The organism is Pseudooceanicola aestuarii, from assembly GCF_010614805.1.
GTDB classification, from domain to species: domain Bacteria; phylum Pseudomonadota; class Alphaproteobacteria; order Rhodobacterales; family Rhodobacteraceae; genus Pseudooceanicola; species Pseudooceanicola aestuarii.
On the sequence record NZ_JAAFZC010000001.1, the window covers coordinates 2,129,291 to 2,154,987 of the forward strand.

Here is a 25,697-nt window from a genome sequence, read left to right on the forward strand (position 1 = left end):
ACGGCATGGCACGGCCTTTCCGAAGGGACTGCCCCTTGGTAGCGCCCCCGCCGGCGGATTGCCAGAGTACCTGACTAAAATTGTGCGATTAACGGATCACAGACTTGCCGCCGCCCGCGCCGCCTGGTCGTAGCTGCCCGAGATGCTGCGCAACAGGGCGGCCAGGCGTGACAGCTCCCTCGGGTCGATCCCGGTGGCCTGCATTCCCCGGATCAGCAGCGCCTCGCGCACCTCGCCATAGCGGCGGCACAGATCGGCCCCGGTTTCGGTGATGGCGACGGTCTTTTCCTTGCCCTTGCGCCCGGTCTGGACGACCCCGCGCTCGGTCAGCTTGCGCAGGGCGTAATTGACCAGATGCGTGTCCTCGACGTTCAGGACCAGACAGATGTCGGCCAGCGTCTTGGGCCGGTCGCGGTGGTGGACCAGAAACAGCACCAGGATCTCCATCGGGGACAGGCCCGGTTCACCCGCCGCCGCCATGCAGCGGGTGATCCAGCGTTGAAAGGCGTGGTTCGCCATGGTCAGCGCGAATTCCATCTCCGACGCCTCGGGCAGGTCCGAATCCGCCAGATGCGCCGAGGAGACGACCGGCCCGATATGTTTCTGATTGCTCATCGGCTGAGCATCGTTCCGGGCAGCCACAGCGCGATCTGCGGGAATACCGACAGGATCGCCACGGCCACCACCAGCAACAGGAAGAACGGCAGCGCATAGCCCGCCAGCGTCAGGATGTCCCGCCCGGTGATCTTTTGCAGGACAAAGAGGTTGAAGCCGACAGGCGGGGTGATCTGGCTCATCTCCACCACCAGGACCAGGAAGACGCCGAACCAGATCGGGTCGATCCCGGCCTCCATCACCATGGGCAGGATGATCGACACGGTCAGAACCACGATGGAGATCCCGTCAAGGAACATGCCCATCACGATGAAGAATACCGTCAACGCCGCCAGCAGGGCGTAGGGCGACAGGCCCATCTCGCCGATCCAGCCGGCCAGCGCGCGAGGGATGCCGGTATAGCCCATGGCGACAGTCAGGAAGGCCGCGCCGCCGAGGATGAAGGCGATCATGCAGGTGGTCACCGTGGCCGCGCGCAGGGCCTCGGTGAACCCGGCCCGGGACATGGCGCCAGTCAGGCTGGCCAGAACCAGCGCGCCTGTCACCCCGATCACCGCCGCCTCGGTGGGGGAGGCGATGCCGGCGTAGATCGACCCGATCACCGCGACGATCAACCCGACCACAGGCAGCAGCCGTGCCAGCGCGCCGAAGGTCTCGCGCCGGTCGGTGATCGGTTCGGCGTCGGGCACGCGGTCGGGGTTCATCAGCGACCACACAACGATATAGCCCGAAAACAGCACCGCCAGCATCAGCCCCGGCACCAGCCCGGCCAGGAACAGTCGCGCGATGCTCTGTTCGGTGGCGGCGCCGTAGACGATCAGGATGATCGACGGCGGGATCAGAAAGCCGAAGGTGCCCGACCCGGCCAATGTGCCGATGGCCATGCGGGAATCGTAGCCGCGCGAGGTCAGTTCCGGCACCGACATCCGGCCAATCGTCGCCGTCGTCGCGGCGGAGGAGCCGGAGACGGCGGCGAACAGCGCGCAGCCCAGCACGTTCACATGCAGCAACCGTCCGGGCAGGTAGCGGGTGAACGGGGCCAGCCCGGCGAACATGTCCGACGACAGCCGCGACCGGACCAGGATTTCGCCCATCCAGATGAACATCGGCAGGGCGGTCAGATCCCAGACGGTCAGCCCGCCCCAGACCTTGGTCGCGAAGACCAGCGTGACCGGAGCGGAGGAGGCGGCAATCATCGCCACCATGCCCACGGCGATCAGGGCGAACCCGATCCAGAGGCCTGCGGCCAGCGTGGCAAACAGCACGACGACCAGCATCGGGGCGAGATATGCGATTTCCATCAGCCCGTCTCCTCTTCGGCGGCTTCGTAGGCGGGGGTATTGCCCCGCGCCAGAACGACCATGGCATCCAGAATCGCCAGCAACAGCAGGGCCAGCCCCAGCGTCATCACGCCCTGCGGGATCGCCAGCGGGATCTTCACCATGCCGTAGCTGACGGAAGTAAACTTCACGGAATCAAGGAATTGCAGAAGGCTGGACCATGTGGCAAAGGCGCAGAGCCCCGCCGCTCCGGCCGCCACCGCCACGCCCAGTGCGCGGCGCGGGGCGTCGGGTAAAACGCGGGTCAGCAGGGTGACCCGGACGTGACCCCCGGCGGTAAAGGTGCCCGCCAGCCCCAGGAAGACGGCGCCAAGAAACAGGAACCCGCCGATTTCAGCGAGGGAGGGCACGGTGATGCCCGGCGGGGCGGCCCCCATGGCGCGGGCGGCGCGGTCGATCAACCGGCCCGTCACCTGCACCAGCACCAGAATTCCGATGGCCGCAAAGGCAGTGGCGGCCAGCGTCAACGCGGCCGAATACGTTCTGTCCAGGATCTGTCGCACCGCGATCTTCCCCTCGGGCCCAATGGGCGTGGATGATGGGGCCGGGCATGATGGCCCGGCCCGCGCGGATCATTCGCCGGTATAGGCGTCGATGACGGATTGGCCCGCATCGCCTGCTTCGGCCAGCCATTCGTCGGTCATGGTCTGACCGATGGCGGCCAGCTCCTCGGACAATTTGGCCGACGGATCGACCACGGTCATGCCGCCGTCCTTCAGGGCTGCGATCTTGCTTTCGGTTTCGGCCATGGACATCTCCCATCCGCGCGCCTCGGCGGTGGAGGCGGCCTGCATCACGGCGGCCCTGACCTCGTCGGACAGGCCCTCAAAGGCGCCGGAATTCACGATCACCATATTCTTGGGCAGCCAGGCCTGGGTGTCGGTGTAATAGGAGGTGAAATCCCAGGCCTGCGCCGACACCCCGGTGGAGGGAGAGGTGATCATCGCCGCCACGCGCCCGGTGGAGAAGGCGGTGGGGATATCGCCGGTCTCGATCTGGGTGGGCACGGCGCCCATCAGCTGGGCCAGCCGCTCGGTCGCAGTGTTGTACGCGCGGAAAGCGGCCCCTTCCAGATCGGCGGTGCTTTCGATCTGGTCCTGAGTATAAATCGACTGGCCGGGCCACGGCACGGCATACAGCAGGGTCAGCCCCTGTTCAGCCAGCTTTTCCTCGACCAGCGGCCGGGAGGCCTCCCAGAGTTTCAGCGCATCCTCGTAGGAGGCGGCGAGAAACGGAATGCTGTCCACGCCAAAGATCGGGTCTTCGTTCGCCAGGCGCGACATCAGCGTTTCGCCGATGGGGGCAAGGCCCCGGCGTACGGCGTCCTTGATCTCGGGGTGGGCGAACAGCGATCCGGCGGAATGGACGGTGATCTCCAGCTCCCCGCCCGTGGCCTGGGTCACGTCTTCGGCAAACTGGATGATGTTCTGCGTGTGAAAGATGGAATCGCCATAGGGCGTCGGCATGTCCCAGCTTTCGGCCCAGAGGGGCATGGCAAATGCGGCAAGGCCAGCCGCCAGAAGCGGCGTCTTGAAAGAAGCGGTCATCGGTTTTCCCTGTCGGTTCGACATGCGGCCATTTTATGCAACCGGGGTTGGCCGCTTTGCCCTCGGTGTAAAGTCAGGTTGACCAAACGCTTCCATTTTGTCAACAAATTGTCATCGTACCTGGAAACGCGCAGCGGAGGCCGCCCCATGACTGACCAGATTTCAAGCAACCGGTGGGATTTCTGGATCGACCGTGGGGGCACCTTTACCGACGTCATCGGCCGTGCGCCCGATGGCACGCTGTCGGCGCGCAAGCTGCTGTCGGAAAACCCCGAAGCCTATGATGATGCAGCGATAGAGGGCATCCGCCGCCACCTGGGCGACGACGTGATCGACCCCGCCCGCGTCGGCACCGTGCGCATGGGCACCACCGTCGCCACCAACGCCCTGCTAGAGCGCAAGGGCGACCGCACGCTGCTGCTGATCACCCGCGGCTTCCGTGATGCGCTGCGAATCGCCTACCAGGACCGGCCCGACATCTTCGCCAAGGAGATCCTGTTGCCCGACCAGCTTTATGATCGCGTGGTCGAGGTGGAGGAACGCGTACTGGCCGATGGCACGGTGGAAACCCCGTTGGACACGGACAGCGTGACCGATGCGCTGGCTCAGGCGCGCGCTGACGGGATCGACGCGGTGGCCATCGTGCTGATGCATTCCTGGGCGGCGCCCGAACACGAACGCCAGTTGGAACAGGCCGCCCGCGACGCGGGCTTTGGCCAGGTGTCCGCCAGTCACGAGGTTTCCCCCCTGATCAAGCTGGTCGGACGCGGTGACACCACCGTGGTGGATGCCTACCTGACCCCGATCCTGTCGCGCTACGTCGACAAGGTTGCCAGCGCCCTGGGCGCCACCCCGCCCGAGGAGGCCGGGCCGACGCTGCTGTTCATGATGTCCTCCGGCGGGCTGACGGCGGCGGACCGGTTCAAGGGGCGCGATGCCATCCTGTCCGGCCCGGCGGGCGGCGTGGTGGGCATGGCGCGCACCGGCCAGATCGCTGGGCATGATCGGGTAATCGGCTTTGACATGGGCGGCACCTCGACCGACGTGGCGCATTTCGACGGCGTGTTCGAACGCGCCTTTGAAACCCAGGTGGCAGGGGTGCGGATGCGCACGCCCATGGTCCGGGTGCATACGGTCGCGGCGGGCGGCGGGTCCATCCTGCATGCCGAACCGGGGCGCTTTCGCGTCGGCCCCGACAGTGCCGGTGCCGATCCGGGGCCGGCCTGCTATCGCCGGGGCGGGCCGCTGACGGTGACGGACGCCAATGTCATGCTGGGCAAGCTGAACCCCGATTTCTTTCCGCCGATCTTCGGCCCGGGCCAGGATCAGCCGTTGGACCGCGATGCCGTCGTCGCCCGGTTCACCGAGATCGCGGAGGCTGAAGGCAAAGCCCCCGAAGAGGTCGCCGAAGGCTTCCTGCGTATCGCGGTGGAGAACATGGCCAACGCGATCAAGAAGATTTCCGTGCAGCGCGGCCATGACGTGACCCGCTACCTGCTGAACGCCTTTGGCGGGGCGGGTGGGCAGCACGCCTGCCTGGTCGCCGATGCGTTGGGGATGCGCCAGGTGCTGATCCACCCGATGTCCGGCTTGCTTTCGGCCTATGGTATCGGCCTGGCCCGCGTGACTGAGGCGCGCCAGCAGGGGATGGAGACGGAATTCACCCCCGCGGGGCAGGGCAATCTGGATGCGGCCATGGCCCGACTTCAGGCCGAGGTCCAGGAGGCGCTGGTGCAACAGGGCGTCAGCGGTGCCGATGTCGCCATGACCCGGCGCCTGCACCTGCGCTATGCCGGGACGGACACAGCCCTGCCGGTGGTCTGGTCCGGCGATGCCACCGCTGCTGTCGCTGCCTTCGAAACGGCACACAAGGCGGAGTTCGGCTTTACCGACCCTGACGCGCAGCTGGTGGTCGAGGCCGTCGAGGTCGAGGGGGAAGCCGCCGCCTCTGCCGCCGATGCCGAACCCGAACATCCCGCAACCCCGTCCGAGGCGCCGGTGGCCGATCGCGTGCGCGTCTTCTCCGGCGGGGCGTGGCACGACGCGGCTGTTGTCCGGCGCGATGACATCGCCCCCGGCAGCAGTGTCGCCGGCCCCGCGCTGGTGATCGAGGCAAACCAGACCATCGTCATCGAACCCGGTTGGACCGCTCAGGTCAGCACTCATGATCATATCCTCATGACCCGGACCGAAGCGGCCAGCCGGGCCAGCGCGGCGGGGACAGAGGCCGATCCGGTTCTGCTGGAGGTGTTCAACAACCTGTTCATGAATATCGCCGAGCAGATGGGCGTGGCCCTGCAAAAGACCTCGCGCTCCGTCAATATCAAGGAACGGCTGGATTTCTCCTGCGCGGTCTTCGATGCTGACGGCGCGCTGGTGGCCAATGCACCGCATATGCCCGTGCACCTCGGCTCCATGGACCGGTCGGTGGAGGCGGTGATCCGGCAGAATGAGGGCCGGGTGAAACCGGGCGACGTCTATGCCCTGAACGCGCCCTACAACGGCGGCACTCATCTGCCCGACATCACCGTCGTCACCCCGATTTTCGACGCGGCGCAGGCGCAGATCCTGTTCTGGGTCGCCTCGCGCGGGCACCATGCGGATGTCGGCGGGGTGGCCCCCGGCTCCATGACGCCGCGCGCCACCAGCGTCGAGGAAGAGGGCGTTCTGATCGACAACTTCCTGCTGGTGGAGGGCGGACGGTTCCGCGATGCGGAGATCCGCGCCCTGTTGACCGATCACGCTTATCCCTGTCGCAACCCCGATCAGAACGTCGCCGACCTGAAGGCCCAGGTCGCCGCGAACGCCCGTGGCGCGGCGGAATTGTCGTCGATGATCGACCTTTTCGGACTGGATGTGGTGCAGGCCTACATGGGCCACGTTCAGGATAACGCCGCAGCCGAAGTCGCCCGCGTGCTGACCCGTCTGGACGATGGCGCATGCGCCTACGAGACGGACAGCGGCCAGGTGATCCGGGTCAAGATCACCATCGACCGGGAGAAGAACGAGGCCATTGTCGATTTCACCGGCACGTCGGAGGCGATGAAGAACAACTTCAACGCGCCCGAGCCGGTGACGCGCGCGGCGGTTCTCTATGTCTTCCGCGTGATGGTGGAGGCCCCGATCCCGATGAATGCGGGCTGCTTGCGCCCGATCCGCATCATCGTCCCGGATGGCTGCATGTTGTCGCCGCGCTACCCCGCCGCCGTCGTGGCCGGCAACGTGGAGACCTCTCAGCACGTGACCAACGCGCTGTTCGCGGCCCTGGGCGCGATGTCGAATTCCGAGGGCACGATGAACAACCTGACCTTCGGCAATGCGCGCCACCAATATTACGAGACGATCTGCGCCGGCTCTCCCGCCGGGCGGATGAACGACGGGCGCGAATTCGACGGGGCGGCCGGGGTGCATGTGCACATGACCAATTCCCGCCTGACGGACCCGGAAGTTCTGGAAAGCCGCTATCCCGTGGTGCTGGAACGGTTCGGCATCGACGCGGACTCCGGCGGGACAGGGCGCCGACGCGGCGGCGATGGTACGACCCGTGTGATCCGGTTCCTTGAGGATATGGACCTGTCCATTCTCGCCTCCCACCGCCACCGCGCGCCGCAGGGCATCGCCGGCGGCCAAGAAGGCCGCAAGGGCCGCACCGAGATCCGCCGCAAGGATGGCCAGGTGGAGGAGCTCAAGAACGCCGACCAGACCACCGTCGCCGCCGGAGACGCGGTCATCATCGTCACCCCGACCCCGGGCGGCTACGGCGAAGGCTGAGCCGGGTCTGACGGGGGAAGAGAAGGGGCGCCCGATGGGGCGCCCTTTTTGCGGTGGGAGATTTCTACTTCGGGCGGCCTGGACGGCACAGCCTGTTCAGCGGAGCATTCGGATGTTCTCCCGCTAACCGCATACCTCGGAGAGGTAAGTTTCCGAACTCTGGCTGAGATCGCGCGACTTACTTTGCCGTATGCGTTCGAGATTTGCGCGCGCCAACTTTGTCCGGGCGCGCAGCAGTGCGCCATAGTCAAACTCGTGCGCGGTGTCAGGTAATCCCGACTTCAGGAAAATTTCGTTGCACGTTGAGTTTAATATGGCTGCGTCTCGGTCTGTTTCATATAATCTGACGCAAGTTGATAGAGTAGCTTCCAGCGCTTCATTGGATTTCATTTTGGCGAATCGAGCATGATCCGCTTCCAGTTGAAGAACCCGGTTCTGAGCGAGGGCAACTGCACAGTTTAGTCGAGCTTCCTCTTCCTCGCGTGAGGTCTTTCTGTCATCTGCGCCTTCAATGAAGGCTTCTTCAGCTTGCGCTTCGGCTCCAGATAGAAATCTACCTTTTGTGGAGAAGTATTCCCAGCGCTCACCCGTGCCTGTATCCAGGCATTCCTTCGCGTCTGCAATCAACTCTGTCGAATACAAGTACTTCCATCTGATAACAATTTCAGAAATTCTTAAGGCTTCTTCGGTATCCCCTCGTTCGATCGCTTCGATACATGACGCGGCAATGGCAGCTTTGCTTTCCGACCGCGCCGCTTCAGTGAGAGTGAAGAGGCTGAGTGTTGTCACTGCAAGAAGTTGAAGTGGTGAAATGATGGATGAAATCGACACAATTATCTCTTTCGCAAATTTGGTCAGAGGTCGGGGTTAAAAAATCTTCTCTCGATCTGACGGTAGCACAGGTCGGGCGTATCGCAATGCGCCTTGGGACGAACTGAGCGCAGCTGCATGCCTTAGGGTTCCATTCTCGGTGTTCGTGAATGGGCGTGAGGCCGAATTAAACGGCGTTTCGCTAAATGACCAAAGTGGCGGGCGTGTTATCCAATCCGATGCCCGAGGGATAAACCAGATTGCCTGCCACGCGCGCAGTGGCGGTTGATGCGCAATTGGGAGCGCCGTTCGCCCGACCACTAGCCTCCCTCAACAATTCGGCACATTCACTGCCAGACCGCCCAGGGACGTTTCCTTGTATTTCTCGTGCATGTCGCGGCCGGTCTGGCGCATGGTTTCGATGCAGGCGTCGAGGGGGACGAAATGGTCCCCGGTGCCGCGCAGGGCGAGGGAGGCGGCGCTGACGGCCTTGATCGCGCCCAGGCCGTTCCGCTCGATACAGGGGATCTGGACCAGACCCTTCACCGGGTCGCAGGTCATGCCCAGATGATGTTCCAACGCGATTTCGGCGGCATTCTCCACCTGTTCCGGTGTGCCGCCCATCACCGCGCAAAGGCCGGCGGCGGCCATGGCAGCGGCGCTGCCGACCTCCGCCTGGCATCCCGCCTCCGCCCCCGAGATCGAGGCGTTGAACTTTACCAGCCCACCGACCGCCGCCGCCGTCAGCAGGAAATCGGGCATCCCGGCCTCTGACGCGCCGGGCACGTGGTGCAACCAATAGCGCAGCACCGCCGGGATCACCCCGGCGGCGCCGTTGGTGGGGGCGGTGACGACCTGCCCACCGGCGGCGTTTTCCTCGTTCACCGCCATGGCATAGCAGGAGATCCAGTCATTCACCACGTGGGGCGGGGCCAGGTTGCGGCCGCGTTCGTCCAGGATGGCGCGGTGGATGGCCCCGGCGCGGCGTTTGACCCCCAGCCCGCCGGGCAGAATGCCCTCGCTCGCCAGCCCCCGGTCGATGCAATCGGACATGACCTGCCAGATCCGCCGGGTGCCGCCGGTGACGTCGCGGGTGCCGCGCGCGATCTCGTTGGCGGATTTCATCTGCGCGATGCTACACCCCGACGCGCGGGCCATCGACAGCATCTCGGCGCCGGACTTGAACGGGTAGGGGACGGGTGGGCCCTCGGCCTCGGCCTTGCCTTGCGCCAATTCCTCCTCTGTCAGGACAAAGCCGCCGCCGATGGAATAATAGACCTGCGACTGGATCACGTCGCCCTGGGCGTCGGTGGCCATCAGGCGCAGGCCGTTGGGGTGGCCGGGCAGGGCGGCGTCGAAGTCGAACACCAGGTCGTTAGCCGGGGCGAACATCAGGGGCGGCAGCCCGTCGGGATGAAGCGTGCCCTCGGCGCGGATGCGATTCAGCTCTGCCTCCGCAGCGGTGGCGTCGTAATCGTCCGGGCGAAAGCCCGCCAGCCCGAGGATCGTGGCGCGGTCGGTCGCATGGCCCCGGCCGGTGAAGGCCAGCGAGCCATGTAGCGACGCGCGCAGCCCATGGGCGGAGAAGGGCGCGGCGCGGAGCAGATCCAGAAACCGCGCGGCGGCCACCATCGGGCCCATCGTGTGGGAGGACGACGGGCCAATCCCGATCTTGAAGATATCGAACAAGGATATGAACATGCCGGCACCCTGACAGATTTCGCGCATGTGTCGAGCCGGTAGGCGACCGCTGATGCACGGATCGCGGCGCCCTGACCTTTGCGTGAGGGCGTGCGGCACGGGGAAATCGCCCCTCGCATCCCGGCCCGCTTCTTCCTATAAGCGGTCAAGTTTGCAACCGCCCCCGGAGACCCATTCATGAGCGGAGAGCTGTCGCCCATCGACAAGGCCAAATTCGTCGCTGCCAAACAATCGGTGGAATATGTCGAGGACGGCATGCGCGTCGGGCTTGGCACCGGTTCCACCGCCGCCTGGATGGTGCGCTGCCTGGGGGAGCGTGTCCGGGACGAGGGGCTGAAGATCCGCGGCGTGCCGACCTCTTCGCGCACCGCCGCGCTGGCGCGTGAGGTCGGGATCGAGGTGATCTCCCTGGATGAGGCAAAGTGGCTGGACCTGACCATCGACGGGGCCGACGAATTCGACGCGGACCTGAGCCTGATCAAGGGCGGCGGCGGCGCGTTGCTGCAGGAAAAGATCGTGGCCACGGCCTCGGATCGCATGGTGGTGATCACCGATGCGGCCAAGCGGGTCGAACATCTGGGCAATTTCCCCCTGCCCGTGGAAGTCGTGCCCTTCGGCTGGCGCACCACCCAGGCGCTGATCGAGGAAACGCTGATCCAGATGGATGTCCTGGGCCGCGATTCGACGCTGCGGATGAACGGCGATGTTGCCTTTGTCACCGACGAGGGCAACCATATCCTGGACCTGCACCTGGGCCGCATCGGCAACCCGCGCCAGCTCGCCATGGTGCTGAACCAGATGCCCGGCGTGGTGGAGAACGGCCTGTTCATCGATATCTGCGACACGGTGATCATCGGCCATGGCGACGGCCGGATCGAGATCCGGGATATCAACGAGGGCACGGCCGAGGAAAAGCGGCTGGACTTCGTCGAGGATGACAACCTTTTCAATGATCTGAACGACTAGGAGACAACGCCGTGAGCGAGTTCGACTATGACCTTTTCGTCATTGGCGGCGGATCCGGTGGCGTGCGCGCCGCGCGGGTCGCGGCCGGTGAGGCCGATGCCAAGGTGGCACTGGCGGAATCCAGTCGCTATGGCGGCACCTGCGTCATCCGGGGCTGCGTCCCGAAAAAGCTGATGGTGTTTGCCAGCGGTTACAAATGCATGTTCGAGGACGCTCGCGCCTATGGCTGGGAGGTCGACGAAGGGGCCTTTGACTGGACGAAGTTCCACGGCCGGCTGAGCGACGAGCTGGACCGCCTGGAAGGTGTCTACAAGCGGCTGCTGGACAATTCCGGGGTCGATCGGTTCGACGGCCGCGCCACCATCGTGGATCCCCATACCGTCCAGTTGGGCAATGGCGTCAAGAAGACGGCGAAACACATTCTGGTCGCGACCGGTGGCCGGCCCATCCTGCCCCCGATCAAGGGCGCGGAACACGGCCTGGTCTCGGACGATGTCTTCCTGCTGGACAAGTTGCCGAATTCGGTTCTGATCGTCGGCGGCGGCTATATCGGTTGCGAATTCGCCGGGATCTTCAACGGATTGGGAGTCGAGGTCACGCAATACCTGCGGGGCGCGCAGATCCTCAACGGGTTTGACGAGGAAGCCCGCGGCCTGATCTCGGAGGAGATGCGCCAGGGCGGCATCGATCTGCACACCGGCACCAACATCCTGGAGATGGAACCGCGCGATGGCGGGACCTGGGTGAAATCCTCCAACGGGGATGAACGGGTGTTCGATCACGTCATCTTTGCCACCGGCCGTGCGCCGAACACGGAGAAGATGGGCCTGGAGGACGTCGGCGTGGAGCTGGACGACAAGGGCGCCATTGTGGTAGATGGCTATTCCCAGACCGCCGTGCCCTCGATCTACGCCATCGGTGACGTGACTGACCGTTTGCAGCTGACCCCCGTCGCCATTCGCGAGGGCATGGCCTTCGTGGAGACGGTGTTCAAGGGCAATCCGACCTCGCCGGATCATGATCTGGTGCCCACCGCGATCTTCACCCAGCCCGAAATGGGCACCATCGGTCTGACCGAGGAAGAAGCCGCTGCGCAGGAACCGATCGAGGTCTACTGCACCTCCTTCAAGGCCATGCAACAGGCCTTTGCCGGGCGGACAGAGCGTGTGATGATGAAGCTGCTGGTCAGCAAGGAGACCCGCAAGGTGCTGGGCTGTCACATCGTTGCCCCGCAGGCCGGGGAGATGATCCAGATCGCGGGGATCGCCGTGAAAATGGGCGCGACCAAGGAAGATTTCGACCGTGTCTGCGCGGTGCATCCAACCATGGCCGAGGAACTCGTGACCATGCGCAGCCCGACGCGGGAAACTTGAAAATAGAGGTTCTGCTGCACATCTAGAGCGCAGGACAAGGAGAGGGAAAGGGTATCAATGGCGGGACAATCTGGCGGCCCCTGGGGTGGCGGCAATTCCGGCGGAGGGCGGCCGACGCCGCCGTCCGGAAATGGCGGCGGAGGCGGCGGCGGTCGCCGGCCCGGCGGTGACGGCGGGCGCGGTGACGGCCCCCAGATTCCCGACATCGACGATCTGGTGCGCAAGGGCCAGGATCAGCTGCGCGTCCTGATGGGCGGTCGCGGCGGTCGTGGTGGCGCGAACGGATCCGGTGGCGGGACGGGCGGGGGCGGTCCGGCCCTGACGCGTGGCACCGTGCTGCTTGGTCTTCTGGTGGCCCTCGGTGTCTGGCTGTTCGCCAGTTTCTACACCGTCCGGCCAGAGGAACAATCGGTCGAATTGTTCCTTGGGGATTACGCGTCCACCGGGCAACCGGGGCTGAACTTCGCACCCTGGCCCTTTGTCACGGCAGAGGTACTGCCGGTGACCCGCGAACAGACCGAGGATATCGGCACCGGTCGCGGCACAACTGACGGCGGGCTGATGCTGACCGGCGACGAGAACATCGTCGACATTGATTTCCAGGTCGTCTGGAACATCACCGATCCGGCCAAGTACCTGTTCAATCTGCGCGACCCCCGCATGACCATTCGGGCCGTGTCCGAATCCGCCATGCGCGAAATCATCGCCCAATCCGAACTGTCGCCGATCCTCAACCGGGACCGGGGCAGCATCGCCGCGCGTCTTCAGGATCTGATCCAGTCGACGCTCAACAGCTATGACAGCGGCGTCAACGTGATCCGCGTCAACTTCGACAAGGCCGATCCGCCCGAACAGGTGATAGACGCCTTCCGCGAGGTCCAGGCGGCCGAGCAGGAGCGGGACCGATTGGAGAAACAGGCCGATGCCTATGCCAACCGCGTCACCGCCGCAGCCCGGGGTGAGGCCGCTCAGGTCCGCGAGGAAGCGGAGGGCTATCGCGCCCGCGTCGTCAACGAAGCCGAGGGTGAGGCCAGCCGGTTCAAGGCCGTCCTGACCGAATATCGCAAGGCGCCCGACGTGACCCGCAAACGTCTGTACCTGGAGACCATGGAAGAAGTGCTGGGAGACGTGAACAAGATCATCCTGGACGAGAACGCCTCCGGCTCCGGGGTCGTACCCTACCTGCCGCTGAACCAGCTTCAGCAGCAGCCGGGCCAGCGCCAGTCGTCCTCCGCTAACGGCAACGCGACCAACCAGGGGAGCAACTGATGCGCCGCACCGCTTACATTCTGCCCGCCCTCTTCGTTCTGGTCGCCATCGCGCTCAGCTCCGTCTTTATCGTGGACGAGCGTGAACGGGCCCTGATCCTGCAATTCGGCCGTGTCGTCGACGTGAAGGAAGATCCGGGCCTGGCGTTCAAGATCCCGCTGATCCAGGAGGTCGTGCGCTATGACGACCGTATCCTGAGCCGCGATATAGACCCGCTGGAGGTCACGCCGCTGGACGATCGCCGCCTGGTGGTTGACGCCTTCGCCCGCTACCGCATCAACGATGTGCGGCGGTTCCGGCAGGCGGTCGGTACCGGGGGGATCCTGGCGGCCGAAAGCCGGCTGGATTCCATCCTGCGCTCGCAAACGCGGGAAATCCTCGGCTCCGTCCCCTCGAACGACATTCTCAGCGTCGACCGTGCCGCCCTGATGATGCGCATCCGCAACGGTGCCATAGGGGAGGCCAGCGGCCTGGGGATCGAGATCATAGATGTCCGGCTGAAGCGGACCGATCTCCCGCGGGAGAACCTCGACGCGACCTTTGCCCGGATGCGGGCGGAGCGGGAGCGCGAGGCCGCCGACGAGATCGCGCGCGGCAACGAACGTGCGCAGGAATTGCGTGCCGCGGCCAATCGGACCCGCGTCGAAACCGTGTCCGCCGCCAACCGCCTGTCGGAGATCATTCGCGGCCAGGCCGATGCGCGCCGGAACGCGATCTTTGCCGAAGCCTTTGGCGCGGATGAGGAATTCTTTGAATTCTACCGCTCGCTCGCGGCCTACCGCAAATCGCTGCGCGGGGAAAATTCGACCATGGTGATCTCACCCGATAGCGAGTTCTTCAACTACCTGCGGTCGAACAACCCCAGCGGCGCCGGCCCGGCGGCTTTCGATCCTGCCGAGCTGGAGGCCGAACCCGAGGTGATCGAGGATCTCCCCGAGGTGGAGCCGCCCACGATCGAGGATCTCGAAGCCCGCGACGCACAGCAGGCCGAGGAGGAGAGCAACAGCGCCCCCTCTGTCGGGACGGATGCCGATATGGGAACCGGGACGGAAGCCGACACCGGCACTGCGCCTGTCAGCGATGCGGATGACAATGCCACCGATGGCACCGCCGAACCCACCGGGACCGCCGATCAGTGATCGCCAAGGCGCTTCTGGCCCTCGGGCTTGTGTTCATCGTGGAGGGGCTGGCCTATGCGCTGGCCCCTTCGCTTGTGGAGCGCCTGTTGGAGGCGCTGCGCCAATTGCCACTGGATCAGCGCCGCAACCTGGGCCTGGCGGCCATGGCGGGTGGGCTGGCGCTGGCCTGGCTGGCGGTGCTGCTGGGCGCCTGACCGCCCCCTTGCCGCGAAATTCTCCCACGGGGCGAAACGATTTCTTCATGTCTTCGGGGTTTTCTGGACCCGCATCGCCTGGCTGACGGCGGCGGGTTGATGCCTCACAAGCGTGTCACGGCCTAGTGACGCGGCGCGATTGTCTTTGTGTTGCGGCGACAAGCGCCTACATTGATAAGCGAAACATCGCGGTCCGACGCGACGTCGGCCGCAGCAGCAAGACAAGGAAGGAGTTTAGGGAATGCAGAAGGCACTCTCCCTGCCGTCCCAATCCACGCAGGCTTACAGGTTGATCTGGACCGCGCTCCTTGCGGTGGTCCTGATGCTGGCCCAGGCCGTGCAGGCATTGGCCCGGCCAGAAAGCTTTGCGGATCTCGCGGATCGATTCAGCCCTGCCGTGGTCAATATCACCACATCGACCACCGTCACCGGACGTACCGGCCCCGCACCCATCGTCCCCGAAGGATCCCCGTTCGAGGATTTCTTCCGCGAATTCCAGGACCGCAATCGCGGTGACGGCCGGCCGCGCCGGTCCTCGGCGCTTGGCTCCGGTTTCGTGATCTCCGCCGATGGCTTCGTGGTCACGAATAACCACGTGATCGAGGCGGCGGATGAAATCACCGTCGAATTCTTCAACGGCGACGAACTCGCGGCAGAGGTGGTCGGCACCGACCCAACCACCGATATCGCCCTGCTCAAGGTCACCTCGGAAGAACCGCTGCCCTTCGTCAGCTTCGGCGACAGCGACACCGCCCGCGTGGGCGACTGGGTCGTGGCCATGGGCAACCCGCTTGGGCAGGGGTTCTCCGTCTCTGCCGGGATCGTCTCGCAGCGCAATCGCGCGTTGCAGGGCGCCTATGACGATTACATCCAGACCGACGCGGCGATCAACCGGGGCAATTCCGGCGGCCCGCTGTTCAACATGGATGGCGAGGTCATCGGCGTGAACACCGCGATCCTGTCGCCCAACGGCGGCTCCATCGGGATCGGCTTCTCCATGGCGTCCAACGTGGTCAGCAGCGTTGTCGAGCAATTGCAGGAATTCGGCGAGACGCGGCGCGGCTGGCTGGGTGTGCGCATCCAGGACGTGACCGACGACATGGCCGAAGCCATGGATCTGGCCGCTGCCAGCGGCGCCATGATCACCGACGTTCCAGAAGGTCCGGCGCGCGAAGCCGGGATTCAACCCGGCGACGTCATCCTCAGCTTTGACGGCTACGAGGTCGAGGACACGCAAGGCCTGGTCCGCCGGGTTGGCAATACCAGCGTCGGAAAGTCCGTGGATGTGGTGGTCTTCCGCGACGGTGAGGAAGAAACGCTGAGCGTGACGCTCGGCCGCCGCGAAGAGGCGGAGGGCGCCGTGCCCGCGTCCCAGGACGGACCGGACCTGCCCGACACCCCCACGGAGAAGGAGCTGATGGGCATGACCCTCAGCCCCGTCACTCCGGAACTGGCCGAACAGCTGGAACTAACCGCCGGTGCCGAGGGGCTGGTGGTGCGCGACGTCGATCCGATGTCCGTCGCCTATGAAAAAGGCCTGCGCGCCGGTGACCTGATCGCGGAGGCGGGCCAGCAGCAGCTGACCAACATCGCCGATCTGGAAACCCGCATCACGGAGGCAGAGGATGCCGGGCGCAAGTCCATCCTGCTGCTGGTGCGCCGCGCGGGAGAGCCGCGCTTTGTCGGCCTGCCCGTGGTCGAGGAATGACCGGGCTTCGCGCCTGATCAGGTGCTACGCCTGATCCGGCCACGACCGATTGAACCGGAAAATGGACAGGGCGCCCGCATTGGGCGCCCTTTTCGCATGTCGACATGGGCTGGCGCAGACTATCCCTCCGGCGCCGGGCTGTCGGCCAGGTCGACGGTCACCAGCCCCAGCTTCCGGGCGGCCGCCAGCGACAGGACCGCGCTGTCCAGCCCCTGTTCGCGCTGGTAGCTGCGCACGGCGCGGCGGGTGCGGGCGTCCATCATGCCGCTCACCGGCCCGGAATAGAGGCCCCGCGCCCTCAGCGCGCGCTGTAGGGAGGCGTTGAAATCCGGGGTCAGGTCGGTCGGGCAGGGGGTGCGGAACCATTGGTCGCGCCGCTCCCGCACGATCTGCTGACGGGTTTCCGTGCGGTAGATCGCCGGTTGCCGCACGGTGCCATCGGTAGAGATCTGCGGTGGCTGCACCAGGATCTGATCGGTCACCGTCTCCACCACTGCCGGGGCAACATCGCGGTCCCAACAGGTGCCCGGCGGCGCGCCCGGCGGGGCGGCGTTGCGGATCTGCGTGACCTCCGGGGCGCCCAGGCTGGCCGGCACCAGCGCCATGTCCCCGCAACCGGCCACCAACAACGGCAGTGCCATCAGCCGGAGGGTCCGCAGGATCGGAAAAGGGGGATGGGTCATGGTGGCCTGCCGGTCGATGTTCGCCCGAAGCCTAGCTGCTTTTCCGCGGCTGGGAAAGCTGGCGGCCGAAACAGTCAGGCCATGCCTCGCGCTGGCGTGACCCGGTTGCGGCAATCAAGGCTGGAACAGCGCGGCCCGGATCGCTAGGAACGGGTCCAAGTGATGGAAAGGGGCGAAACGCGCATGGCGAAAATCACCTATATCGAGCATGGCGGCACCGAACACGTGGTCGATGTTGCCAACGGGCTGACCGTGATGGAAGGCGCCCGCGACAATGGCATTCCGGGGATCGAGGCGGATTGCGGCGGCGCCTGCGCCTGTTCGACCTGCCACGTTTACGTGCATCCCGATTGGGTGGAGAAACTGCCAGTTCGGGACGACATGGAAGAGGATATGCTGGATTTCGCCTACGAGCCCGATCCCGCACGCTCCCGCCTGACCTGCCAGCTGAAGGTCACCGATGCGCTGGACGGTCTGGTTGTCCAGATGCCGGAAAAACAGATCTGATGCGCCGCCTGTCCGCCACTGCACTGGTGGCGGGGTTGGGCCTGGCCTGGCTGACGGCGGCGCCGCTGTCTGCGCAGGCGATCACGGGCGCGCAATACGCGGCGCCGACGACGCGCTATGCCCATGGGATCCTGGGCGATGCGGTGGAATGGGGCGCGCTGGTGCTGACGCTGTCGGATGGCACACGCCGCCGCCACGTCCTGCCGCAACGCCTGGTGTTCGAGGACACGGCCCCCCGCCTGGCCGACCTGGACGGCGACGGCGCCCCCGAGGTGATCGTGGTGGAAAGCGACCGTCGAAAGGGCGCCCGGCTGGCGATCTGGTCGGGCGCGGGGCGAATGACGGCGACGCCACATATCGGTCAGGCCAATCGCTGGCTGGCACCGGTGGGCGCTGCCGATCTGGACGGCGACGGCCGGATGGAAATCGCCTATGTCGACCGGCCGCACCTGGCACGGGTGCTGCGGATCTGGCGCTATTCCGACACCACGCTGACGCAGGTGGCCAGCGCCGCAGGGCTGACCAATCATCGCATCGGCTGGCCGGATATTCCCGGCGGGTTGCGCCGATGTGACAAGGGGGTCGAGATGGTGCTGGCCTCCGCCGACTGGCGCCAGGTGATCGCGGCGCGGTTCGACGGGCAGAAGATCACCGCGCGGGCCATCGCGCCCCTGGCGGACAAGGACAGCCTGAACGCCGCATTGACCTGTCCGCGCTGAACAGCCGAGCGGGAGAGCGGTCCGCACTATCCCGTTTCATGTGGCCTGGCCGCGCCGAACGCTTTGCGGCCCCGCGTGCCGGAACGCCGAAATGGCGCTCAGGGCCGATCTGCCCGCGCGCGCCACGGCAGGCGGTGGGCTGTGTTCAGGCCAGAGTGGCGGACATCGGCTGCGGGGCGGTGTCCTCGGCCTTGGCGGGCAGGTCGCCGGCCATGACCGACAGCACGAAGGGCAGGGAAGTGATCGGGTAGGGCAACGCCCGCACCCTGCGCCGATAGCGCGCCAATGCCAGCACCCCGGCCAAGGCCAGAAGTCCGGTCGCCGCCACGCTGCCCAGCGGCAGGACCAATCCCGGCACCACCCCCGCCAACCCGGCCAGTCCCAGCATCGTCAGCCCGCCCAGCAGTCCGGCCGCGACCAGCCCGGCGGGGAAGCCCGCCAATCCGGCTGGGGTCAGGGGATCGGTGCTGAAGGTCAGGTCAGGACGGACCCGGGCCAGATCTTCCGCCAGGGCGACGGCCAGGGCGATGAACCGGGTCAGGTTCTCCGAAGGGGGGCACAGGCTGGCGCGCACTGCCACTTGCAACCGCAGAACGCGCGCCCCGGTGCGAATCTCCATCCGCAGCACGCGCCGCCCGCCCCGACGGCGCTGTGACAGCGACAGGCCGGTGACGTCGGCCAGCCGCAGCCGCGTGGAGGAAGGGCCGCGCAGGCTTGTGCCGTCCAGCACCCAGCGTTCCTGCCGCCGCCGCCGGGCAGGGCGGAAGTGGAAGGTCCGGCGAATGTCGTGCACGTGTTTCGGGGTCATGCCGTAGCATGACGCAGGGTCGGCCGCGGGAGCAAGCTCTTTCGCGCCGAACTGACGCTGTGTCGCGCCTCCTTGTCCCGGATGGGGGACAATGCGTGGCGCGCGCGGCCAGATCCAGGGCGATCTCACGAAATCGGGGCGGGGATCATCCCAATACACGCCAGCCGATATCGCTGCGATTGAACCCCTCGGGCCAGTCGACCGCGGCGACCATCTCGTAGGCGCGATCGCGGGCCTCCTGCAAGGTGGCGCCGCGCGCGGTCAGGTTCAGCACCCGCCCGCCATTGGCCAGGATGCGGCGGTCCTCCCGCCGGGTGCCGGCATGAAAACACATGGCAAAGCTGCTTTCGGGAAGATCCGGCAAGCCGCGAATCTCCGTGCCCTTCTCGTAGGCGCCGGGATAGCCGCGCGCGGCCATGACCACGGTCATCGCGTGATCCTCCGCCCAGTTGACCTGCGCATCGTCCAGGCGCCCTTCGGCGGTGGCTTGCAGCAGGTCCAGCGCCTGGGCCCCCAGCCGCAACATCAGCGGTTGGCATTCCGGGTCGCCGAACCGGCAATTGTACTCCACAAGGCGCGCGGCGCCGTCACGGATCATCAACCCGGCATAGAGCACTCCCTGGTAGGGCGTACCGCGCCGCGCCATCTCTGCCAGGGTGGGGCGGATGATCCGGTCCATCACCTGATCCTGCAAGGTTTGGGTCAGCACCGGCGCGGGGCTATAGGCGCCCATGCCGCCGGTGTTGGGCCCTTCGTCACCGTCAAAGGCGCGCTTGTGATCCTGCGCGGTGCCCATGGGCAGGGCATTCTCCCCGTCGCACAGCACGAAGAACGACGCCTCCTCGCCCTCCATGAATTCCTCGATCACCACCTCGGCGCCGGCGGCGCCGAATTCACCACCGAACATGTCGTCTATGGCGGCCAGGGCGGTCTCCTCGTCCATGGCCACGATCACGCCCTTGCCGGCGGCCAGCCCGTCGGCCTTGACCACGATGGGCGCTCCGGTCTTGCGGATATGGGCGCGGGCGGGTTCGGCCTGGGTAAAGCGGGCCCAGCTGGCGGTGGGGGCGCCGGCGGCATCGCAGATTTCCTTGGTGAAGGCCTTGGAGGCCTCCAGCCGCGCGGCGGCTTGCGAGGGGCCGAACACGGTGAATCCGGCGGCACGCAGCGCGTCGCCGACCCCGGCGGCCAGCGGGGCCTCCGGGCCGATGATGACGAAATCCATTGCGTTTTCCTCGGCAAAGCCGGTGACGGCGGAGCCGTCCTCGATATCCAGCCGGGCGCATTCGGCGATCCGCGCAATCCCGGCATTGCCGGGCGCCACGATCAGCTTGTCGCATTTCGGGTTTTGCATGCAGGCCCAGGCGAGCGCATGTTCGCGGCCACCGCCGCCGAGGATCAGGATGTTCATGTCGCGGGCCCTTGTCTGGTATTGAACCGTTGTCTGGTCTTGGATCGTTGCGCGCGGTTTAGCCGCGCCCGGCCCCAAGGGCAACGCTGCCGGTTCCGCGACGCCCCGGTCCTCGCCGGTGCGGAGCTTCGCGGCCGGGCCTTTCCCACGCTGATCCCCTTTCGCCCCCCCCCGCCTCCTTTCGCCCCCCGCCCCCTTCCGACCCCCTGCCGGTCTGCTATGCTGGCGGCGCAACAAGGGGGCTGCCAGACGTGGACATGTTCGAGGACGAGGCGCCGCAGAACGCGCCGGAATTTTCCGTCACCGAAATCTCCGGCGCGATCAAGCGGGTGATAGAGGGCGAGTTTTCCCATATCCGCGTGCGCGGCGAGATCGGGCGCGTCAGCCGGCCCCGGTCGGGGCATGTGTACCTGGATCTCAAGGATGACCGGTCGGTCCTGTCCGGTGTGATCTGGAAGGGTGTCGCCTCCCGGCTGGAGACCCAGCCCGAAGAGGGGCTGGAAGTCATCGCCACCGGCCGGGTCACCACATTTGGCGGGCAGTCGAAATACCAGATCGTGATCGAGGATATCCGCCCCGCCGGCATGGGCGCGCTGATGGCGATGCTGGAAAAACGCAAGGCGCAATTGCAGGCCGAAGGGCTGTTCGATGCGGCCCGCAAACGTCCGCTGCCCTTCCTGCCGGAAGTGATCGGCGTCGTAACCTCCCCCTCGGGGGCGGTGATCCGTGACATCCTGCACCGGTTGCGCGACCGCTTCCCGCGCCGGGTGCTGATCTGGCCGGTGGCGGTGCAGGGCCGCGCCTGTGCCCCGGAAGTCGCCCGCGCCATCGCCGGGTTCAACGCGCTGACTCCGGGCGGAGCGATCCCGCGTCCCGACCTGTTGATCGTGGCGCGGGGCGGTGGCTCGATCGAGGATCTTTGGGGCTTCAACGAGGAAATCGTCGCCCGCGCGGCTGCGAATTCGGAGATTCCGCTGATCTCGGCGGTGGGGCACGAGACGGACACGACGCTGATTGATTTCGTCTCCGATCACCGGGCGCCGACACCGACGGCGGCGGCGGAACTGGCGGTGCCGGTGCGGGCGGAACTGATGGCCTGGTCCGCCGACATGGGCGCCCGGCTGCTGCGCAGCCAGACGCGCGGTCTGCAATTGCGCGGCCAGCGGTTGCGCGATCTGGGCCGGGCGCTGCCGCGTCCGCAGGGCCTGACGGAGGGCGCCCGCCAGCGGCTGGACCTGCTGGGCGACCGGTTGCCCCGGGCGCTGACCGGTCTGGTCGCGCAGCGGCGCGGGCAGCTGTCGGAACGCAGCGGTGCGCTGCGGCCGAATGTGCTGCTGCGCCATATCCGGACCGATCAGCGGCATCTTGCGGATTGGGCCGGGCGTCTGGATCCGGCGCTGGACCGCGCGGTGACGGTGAAGCGTGACGCCTTGGCCCGCCGCGCCGACCGGTTGAGCCTGCGCGAGCTGACCCGCAACGTGGCACGGCGCGGCACCGATCACGCCACGTTGGCCCGCCGCTTTGCCGAGGTCGCGCAGCGCGGGGTCGCGCAGCGCCGTGATCGGCTGGACGCGGCGGACCGTCTGCGCGCTTCCCTTGGGTACAAGGCAACGCTGGAGCGGGGCTATGCCGTGATTCGCGGTGCGGGCGGAGGGGAGGTCTTTACCGACCGGGACGCGGCGGCGGAGCAGCCCGCGCTGCGCATCGAATTCGCCGGCGACCGGCTGTTGAATGTCGTGCCGCAAGGCGGGGGGGAGGCGGCGCCTATGGCTGCCGCGCCGGCGGGGGCGGGGGACCCGACGCCCGCCCGGACTGCCGCGACGACATCAAGGCCCCAGCCCGCCTCGAAAACGGCCGCGAAATCCGCCCGGCAGAAACCGCCGCGGGGTGAAGACCCTGACCAGGGGTCGCTGTTCTGAACCAGGTGCCGGAAGGGCCGCCATTCACGGCGCGACAGCCCGGCCCTCAGACCCCGACTTCGGGCCCGTGGCAAAGCATCGGCGCCTGGCTGCTGCGGACCTCGTACAATTCCGTTGTCGGACCGGCGGAATTCTCGAACCGGGCGGTCATGCCCTGCGCGCCCAGGAAAAAACTCCAGCATTGCGGCGCGCCCATGTCATCGTAGACAAAGCAGATGTTCCCGGCCTCTTCGTACCAGCGCCCGTCCTTGCAATCCCCGTCGAGGAAGGACCAGCGGACGCGGCGGTCAGGCAGGTATTCCTCCACCCCGTAGGCTTCGCCGCCGGCGCCGTAATGAAAGGTCTTGCCCTGCGTGTAGGCGTCGAATGCGGCGGCGTCCATCCGGTCCTGCGCCACGACGGGCAGGGCTGAAAGGGCAAGTGCGCCCAGCAAGGCCCGGCAGGCCAATCCGAAACGGGTGGGAGGCAGGTGATCTCGCATGGTCGGATCCTGACAGGTTCAGGGGCGGGCGGGAACCTCAAATACCGGCGCCGCGCAGGGGCGGCAGCGCCTCGCCCGAATCCTGGTCCTGCGGGGCCTCGCGGTCCGCGGCACGCAGGGCGGCGGTGCCGGGGCGGGCGCCGGTCAGGCCACGTTGCTGCCATTGGGCGACGCGCGGATCCATCACCCGGCGCCACCAGCCGGGAAACAGGGCGACGGTGGCCATCACCGGCAGGCTGCGCGGCAGCATCGGCATGTCGCGACGATCCAGTTGCAGGGCGGGATAGACCCGGCCGGGATGCATGTGGTGATCGGAATGGCGCGGTGCGTTCAGCATCATTGCGCTGGTCCAGCGGTGCGGCGCGTTCCAGCTGTGTTCCGGCCCCACGGGCAGCAGGCGGCCTTCGGCGGTCTGGTCACGCTCCAGCCCGTAATGCTGTACGTAATCGGACAGCAGGATCTGCACCTGGGCAAAGAAACAGATCGCCACATAGGCCGCGACGCCGGTCCAGCCACCAAAACCGTAGGCCAGCAGCAACAGCCCCGCCGCGCCCAGCACGTAGCCGCCGTAGGGATGCGCGTGCCAGCTGCGGCCGCCGCGTTTCAGGTCGAAACGTTCGATCCGGGCCCCCTCGATGAAGGAGCCGATCCAGGCGCGGCGCAGGTAACGCCAGAACCCTTCGCCCAGCATCGCGGTGTTGGGATCGTAGCGGGAGGCGACGTAGACATGGTGGATCTTGGGATGGGAGGAGGCATGATGCCCGAACAGCATGGAGGTGTAGACCATACGCCCCAGCTGCCGCGATTGCTGCCCCGGACGGTGGATCAGCTCATGCGCGTTGGGATGGGAGACCTGACCGAAATAGATGCCATAGGCCAGTGCCACAGGCACGATGTCCCAGCCGGCGACGCCACCCGGTCCGCCGACCAACCGCATCGCGATCACGATCAGGAACAGGTGCAGCACCCCCAGGGCGACAGACAGGCCCGCGCCGCTGACATGGGCCGCGCCGGGGTCGTCGTTGGACCAGTTGCGCGGCAGGATCTGGTCCAGCAGCGCGGTAAAGAGGGTCAGGTAGCCCAGCGTGGCCCAACCGACCCAGCCGCCCATGGCGGTGGCGGTGATCAGCAGGGGGACGGGGATCAGGGTGGCCAAAAGAAACGCCGGCATGGGGGCCTCGAACACTCGGGAATGGGTCGCGGGCAGGGATCGCATGCAATTCGGGTCGCAATGGGGCATGACCTCGGACAGAATGCGGCAGCCGCTGCGCTGCGGCGGGCCGCGCTGTGCGCGGATGCGGCGGGCCGGGGCGGCGCACGGCAGCCGGGACCGGCGATGGACCGGGATCGGGGACGAGGCGGGGCGTGGGTCAGCGGGCGCGGGGCCGGCGCGGCGCCCTTCCATCTTGGCCGCAGGCGTATTACGTCAGGTGCAGATGTAAGGATGCGCTGACCATGGCCTTTTTCACGAAACTCAAGGATCGCCTGTTCAAATCCTCCTCCCGGTTGGAGGAAGGGCTGGACGCCATCGTGGAGGACGGTGGAACCGCCGAGGACGACACCCGCCCCGGCGCGCCCGGGACGGCGCCGGTCCCGACACCCGATCTGCCCCCTGATCAGCCCCCGCATGAGCCCGAACCGGACCTGCCGCAGCCTGCGGAACCCGACCCGGCGCCGGTGCCTCCTGCGCGTCCGGTGCCCGACCTGCCCCAACCGGAGCTGCCCGCCCCGGGCCCGTCCGAAGTGCCCGCCCCGCTGCCCGACCGCATCCCCGCGCCGCAACCGGATCCCGCACCTGCGCCGGCGTCGAAACCGGCCGCGCCGCAATCCGGCGGGCTGGTCTCCCGCCTGTTCAAGCGGGGCGGTGCGCCCGTGGTCCGGCGGGAGCTGGACGACGACATGCTGGAACAGCTGGAGGATCTGCTGATCTCAGCCGACATGGGGGCCGAAACCGCCCTGCGGGTCACGGCCAACATGGCGGAGGGCCGTCTGGGTCAACGCCTGTCCACCGCCGAGATCAAATCCTTGCTGGCGCAGGAAGTCGCCCGGATCATGGAACCTGTCGCCCGGCCGCTGCCGATCTATCCGAAGAAACCGCAGGTCGTTCTGGTCGTCGGCGTCAACGGATCGGGCAAGACGACCACGATCGGCAAGCTGGCGTCGCAGTTCCGCGCGGCGGGCAAGTCGGTGATCATCGCCGCCGGCGATACGTTCCGCGCCGCCGCCGTCGAACAGTTGGAAGTCTGGGGCCAGCGCGCCGGGGTGCCGGTGCTGAAAGCCGATCACGGCACCGATCCCGCCTCCCTCGCCTATGACGCGATGACCAAGGCCGAGGAGGACAGCGCCGATCTGTTGCTGATCGACACGGCCGGGCGGCTTCAGAACCGCGCCGACCTGATGGAGGAGCTGTCAAAGATCGTCCGCGTCATCCGCAAGAAGGACGCGACCGCGCCGCACAACACCCTGCTGGTGCTGGACGCGACGACAGGCCAGAACGCGCTGAGCCAGGTGGAGACGTTCCGCCGCATGTCCGATGTTTCGGGGCTGGTGATGACCAAGCTGGACGGCACCGCCAAGGGCGGTGTGCTGGTGGCGCTGGCCGACAAATTCGGCCTGCCGATCCATGCCATCGGCGTCGGAGAGCAGATCGACGACCTCGCTCCCTTCGATCCGGAGGATTTCGCGCGCGCCCTGACCGGGGCGGAGATGGACAGCTGAGCCGCCCCGCCCGGTCCG

Annotated in this window: 22 protein-coding genes; 11 read left to right on the top strand and 11 right to left on the bottom strand. The window is 66.7% G+C overall.

Annotated elements, in window-relative coordinates:
* Positions 1-96: 96 nt before the first annotated feature.
* The 4 genes from G5A46_RS10140 to G5A46_RS10155 all read right to left on the bottom strand — a co-directional run bounded on the left by G5A46_RS10140 (position 97) and on the right by G5A46_RS10155 (position 3,502).
* Positions 97-615, bottom strand: a complete 519-nt coding sequence (locus tag G5A46_RS10140) for a winged helix DNA-binding protein (protein ID WP_239520726.1) — start codon at positions 613-615, stop codon at positions 97-99.
* Positions 612-1,916: a TRAP transporter large permease gene (locus G5A46_RS10145; RefSeq protein WP_163849285.1), complete on the bottom strand. Its 1,305-nt coding sequence runs from the start codon at positions 1,914-1,916 to the stop codon at positions 612-614. Before G5A46_RS10145 ends, G5A46_RS10140 begins: the two co-directional genes overlap by 4 nt.
* Positions 1,916-2,458: a TRAP transporter small permease gene (locus G5A46_RS10150; RefSeq protein ID WP_163849286.1), complete on the bottom strand. Its 543-nt coding sequence runs from the start codon at positions 2,456-2,458 to the stop codon at positions 1,916-1,918. The genes G5A46_RS10145 and G5A46_RS10150 overlap by 1 nt, the downstream gene beginning before the upstream one ends.
* 69 nt (positions 2,459-2,527) lie before the next feature.
* Positions 2,528-3,502 (bottom strand): TRAP transporter substrate-binding protein, encoded by a 975-nt coding sequence (locus G5A46_RS10155; RefSeq protein WP_239520727.1) that lies wholly within the window; start codon positions 3,500-3,502, stop codon positions 2,528-2,530.
* A 147-nt stretch (positions 3,503-3,649) separates the two neighbouring features.
* Here G5A46_RS10155 and G5A46_RS10160 point away from each other — a divergent pair, with 147 nt between their 5' ends.
* Positions 3,650-7,273, top strand: coding sequence for a hydantoinase B/oxoprolinase family protein (locus tag G5A46_RS10160; RefSeq protein WP_163849287.1), 3,624 nt, complete (start codon positions 3,650-3,652; stop codon positions 7,271-7,273).
* Positions 7,274-7,396: 123 nt separating this feature from the next.
* On the opposite strand, the gene G5A46_RS10165 is transcribed toward G5A46_RS10160, so the two are convergent.
* Together G5A46_RS10165 and G5A46_RS10170 are read right to left on the bottom strand one after the other, a co-directional pair.
* Positions 7,397-8,104 (bottom strand): hypothetical protein, encoded by a 708-nt coding sequence (locus G5A46_RS10165; protein WP_163849288.1) that lies wholly within the window; start codon positions 8,102-8,104, stop codon positions 7,397-7,399.
* A 309-nt stretch (positions 8,105-8,413) separates the two neighbouring features.
* The gene (locus G5A46_RS10170; protein WP_163849289.1) at positions 8,414-9,784 is read right to left on the bottom strand and encodes an L-serine ammonia-lyase; all 1,371 of its coding nucleotides are present in this window, start codon (positions 9,782-9,784) and stop codon (positions 8,414-8,416) included.
* A gap of 177 nt (positions 9,785-9,961) precedes the next feature.
* Between G5A46_RS10170 and rpiA the strand changes: the two genes are divergently transcribed.
* From rpiA to G5A46_RS10200, 6 genes are all read left to right on the top strand, one after another.
* Positions 9,962-10,750, top strand: a complete 789-nt coding sequence (gene rpiA / locus G5A46_RS10175; protein WP_163849290.1) for a ribose-5-phosphate isomerase RpiA — start codon at positions 9,962-9,964, stop codon at positions 10,748-10,750.
* 11 nt (positions 10,751-10,761) lie between these two features.
* Positions 10,762-12,123, top strand: a complete 1,362-nt coding sequence (gor, locus tag G5A46_RS10180; protein ID WP_163849291.1) for a glutathione-disulfide reductase — start codon at positions 10,762-10,764, stop codon at positions 12,121-12,123.
* 57 nt (positions 12,124-12,180) lie between these two features.
* The gene (hflK, locus tag G5A46_RS10185; RefSeq protein ID WP_163849292.1) at positions 12,181-13,392 is read left to right on the top strand and encodes an FtsH protease activity modulator HflK; all 1,212 of its coding nucleotides are present in this window, start codon (positions 12,181-12,183) and stop codon (positions 13,390-13,392) included.
* Positions 13,392-14,531 (top strand): protease modulator HflC, encoded by a 1,140-nt coding sequence (hflC, locus tag G5A46_RS10190; protein WP_163849293.1) that lies wholly within the window; start codon positions 13,392-13,394, stop codon positions 14,529-14,531. The genes hflK and hflC overlap by 1 nt, the downstream gene beginning before the upstream one ends.
* A complete protein-coding gene (locus tag G5A46_RS10195; RefSeq protein WP_163849972.1) occupies positions 14,531-14,725 on the top strand; it encodes a DUF2065 family protein in 195 nt (64 codons plus the stop codon). The genes hflC and G5A46_RS10195 overlap by 1 nt, the downstream gene beginning before the upstream one ends.
* Before the next feature lie 241 nt (positions 14,726-14,966).
* Positions 14,967-16,433 carry a Do family serine endopeptidase gene (locus G5A46_RS10200; protein ID WP_163849294.1) on the top strand — a complete coding sequence of 489 codons (1,467 nt, stop codon included), beginning with the start codon at positions 14,967-14,969 and terminating at the stop codon, positions 16,431-16,433.
* 119 nt (positions 16,434-16,552) lie between these two features.
* Here G5A46_RS10200 and G5A46_RS10205 read toward each other — a convergent pair whose 3' ends face one another.
* Positions 16,553-17,116, bottom strand: a complete 564-nt coding sequence (locus tag G5A46_RS10205; protein WP_163849295.1) for a peptidoglycan-binding domain-containing protein — start codon at positions 17,114-17,116, stop codon at positions 16,553-16,555.
* Between the two features lie 183 nt (positions 17,117-17,299).
* On the opposite strand from G5A46_RS10205, the gene G5A46_RS10210 reads away from it, so the two are divergent.
* Positions 17,300-17,623 carry a 2Fe-2S iron-sulfur cluster-binding protein gene (locus tag G5A46_RS10210; protein WP_163849296.1) on the top strand — a complete coding sequence of 108 codons (324 nt, stop codon included), beginning with the start codon at positions 17,300-17,302 and terminating at the stop codon, positions 17,621-17,623.
* Entirely contained in the window at positions 17,623-18,342 is a 720-nt protein-coding gene (locus G5A46_RS10215; protein ID WP_163849297.1) for an FG-GAP repeat domain-containing protein, read from the top strand. The genes G5A46_RS10210 and G5A46_RS10215 overlap by 1 nt, the downstream gene beginning before the upstream one ends.
* A gap of 145 nt (positions 18,343-18,487) precedes the next feature.
* On the opposite strand, the gene G5A46_RS10220 is transcribed toward G5A46_RS10215, so the two are convergent.
* Positions 18,488-19,150 (bottom strand): hypothetical protein, encoded by a 663-nt coding sequence (locus tag G5A46_RS10220; protein ID WP_163849298.1) that lies wholly within the window; start codon positions 19,148-19,150, stop codon positions 18,488-18,490.
* 145 nt (positions 19,151-19,295) lie between these two features.
* Positions 19,296-20,561 carry a phosphoribosylamine--glycine ligase gene (gene purD / locus G5A46_RS10225; protein ID WP_163849299.1) on the bottom strand — a complete coding sequence of 422 codons (1,266 nt, stop codon included), beginning with the start codon at positions 20,559-20,561 and terminating at the stop codon, positions 19,296-19,298.
* 257 nt (positions 20,562-20,818) lie between these two features.
* Between purD and xseA the strand changes: the two genes are divergently transcribed.
* Complete coding sequence (xseA, locus tag G5A46_RS10230) at positions 20,819-22,480, top strand: exodeoxyribonuclease VII large subunit (RefSeq protein ID WP_163849973.1); 1,662 nt, start codon at positions 20,819-20,821, stop codon at positions 22,478-22,480.
* Positions 22,481-22,526: 46 nt separating this feature from the next.
* Here xseA and G5A46_RS10235 read toward each other — a convergent pair whose 3' ends face one another.
* The gene (locus G5A46_RS10235; protein ID WP_163849300.1) at positions 22,527-22,961 is read right to left on the bottom strand and encodes a hypothetical protein; all 435 of its coding nucleotides are present in this window, start codon (positions 22,959-22,961) and stop codon (positions 22,527-22,529) included.
* A gap of 37 nt (positions 22,962-22,998) precedes the next feature.
* Positions 22,999-24,132: an alkane 1-monooxygenase gene (locus tag G5A46_RS10240; protein WP_163849301.1), complete on the bottom strand. Its 1,134-nt coding sequence runs from the start codon at positions 24,130-24,132 to the stop codon at positions 22,999-23,001.
* Positions 24,133-24,416: 284 nt separating this feature from the next.
* On the opposite strand from G5A46_RS10240, the gene ftsY reads away from it, so the two are divergent.
* Entirely contained in the window at positions 24,417-25,679 is a 1,263-nt protein-coding gene (ftsY, locus tag G5A46_RS10245) for a signal recognition particle-docking protein FtsY (RefSeq protein WP_163849302.1), read from the top strand.
* Positions 25,680-25,697 lie beyond the last annotated feature (18 nt).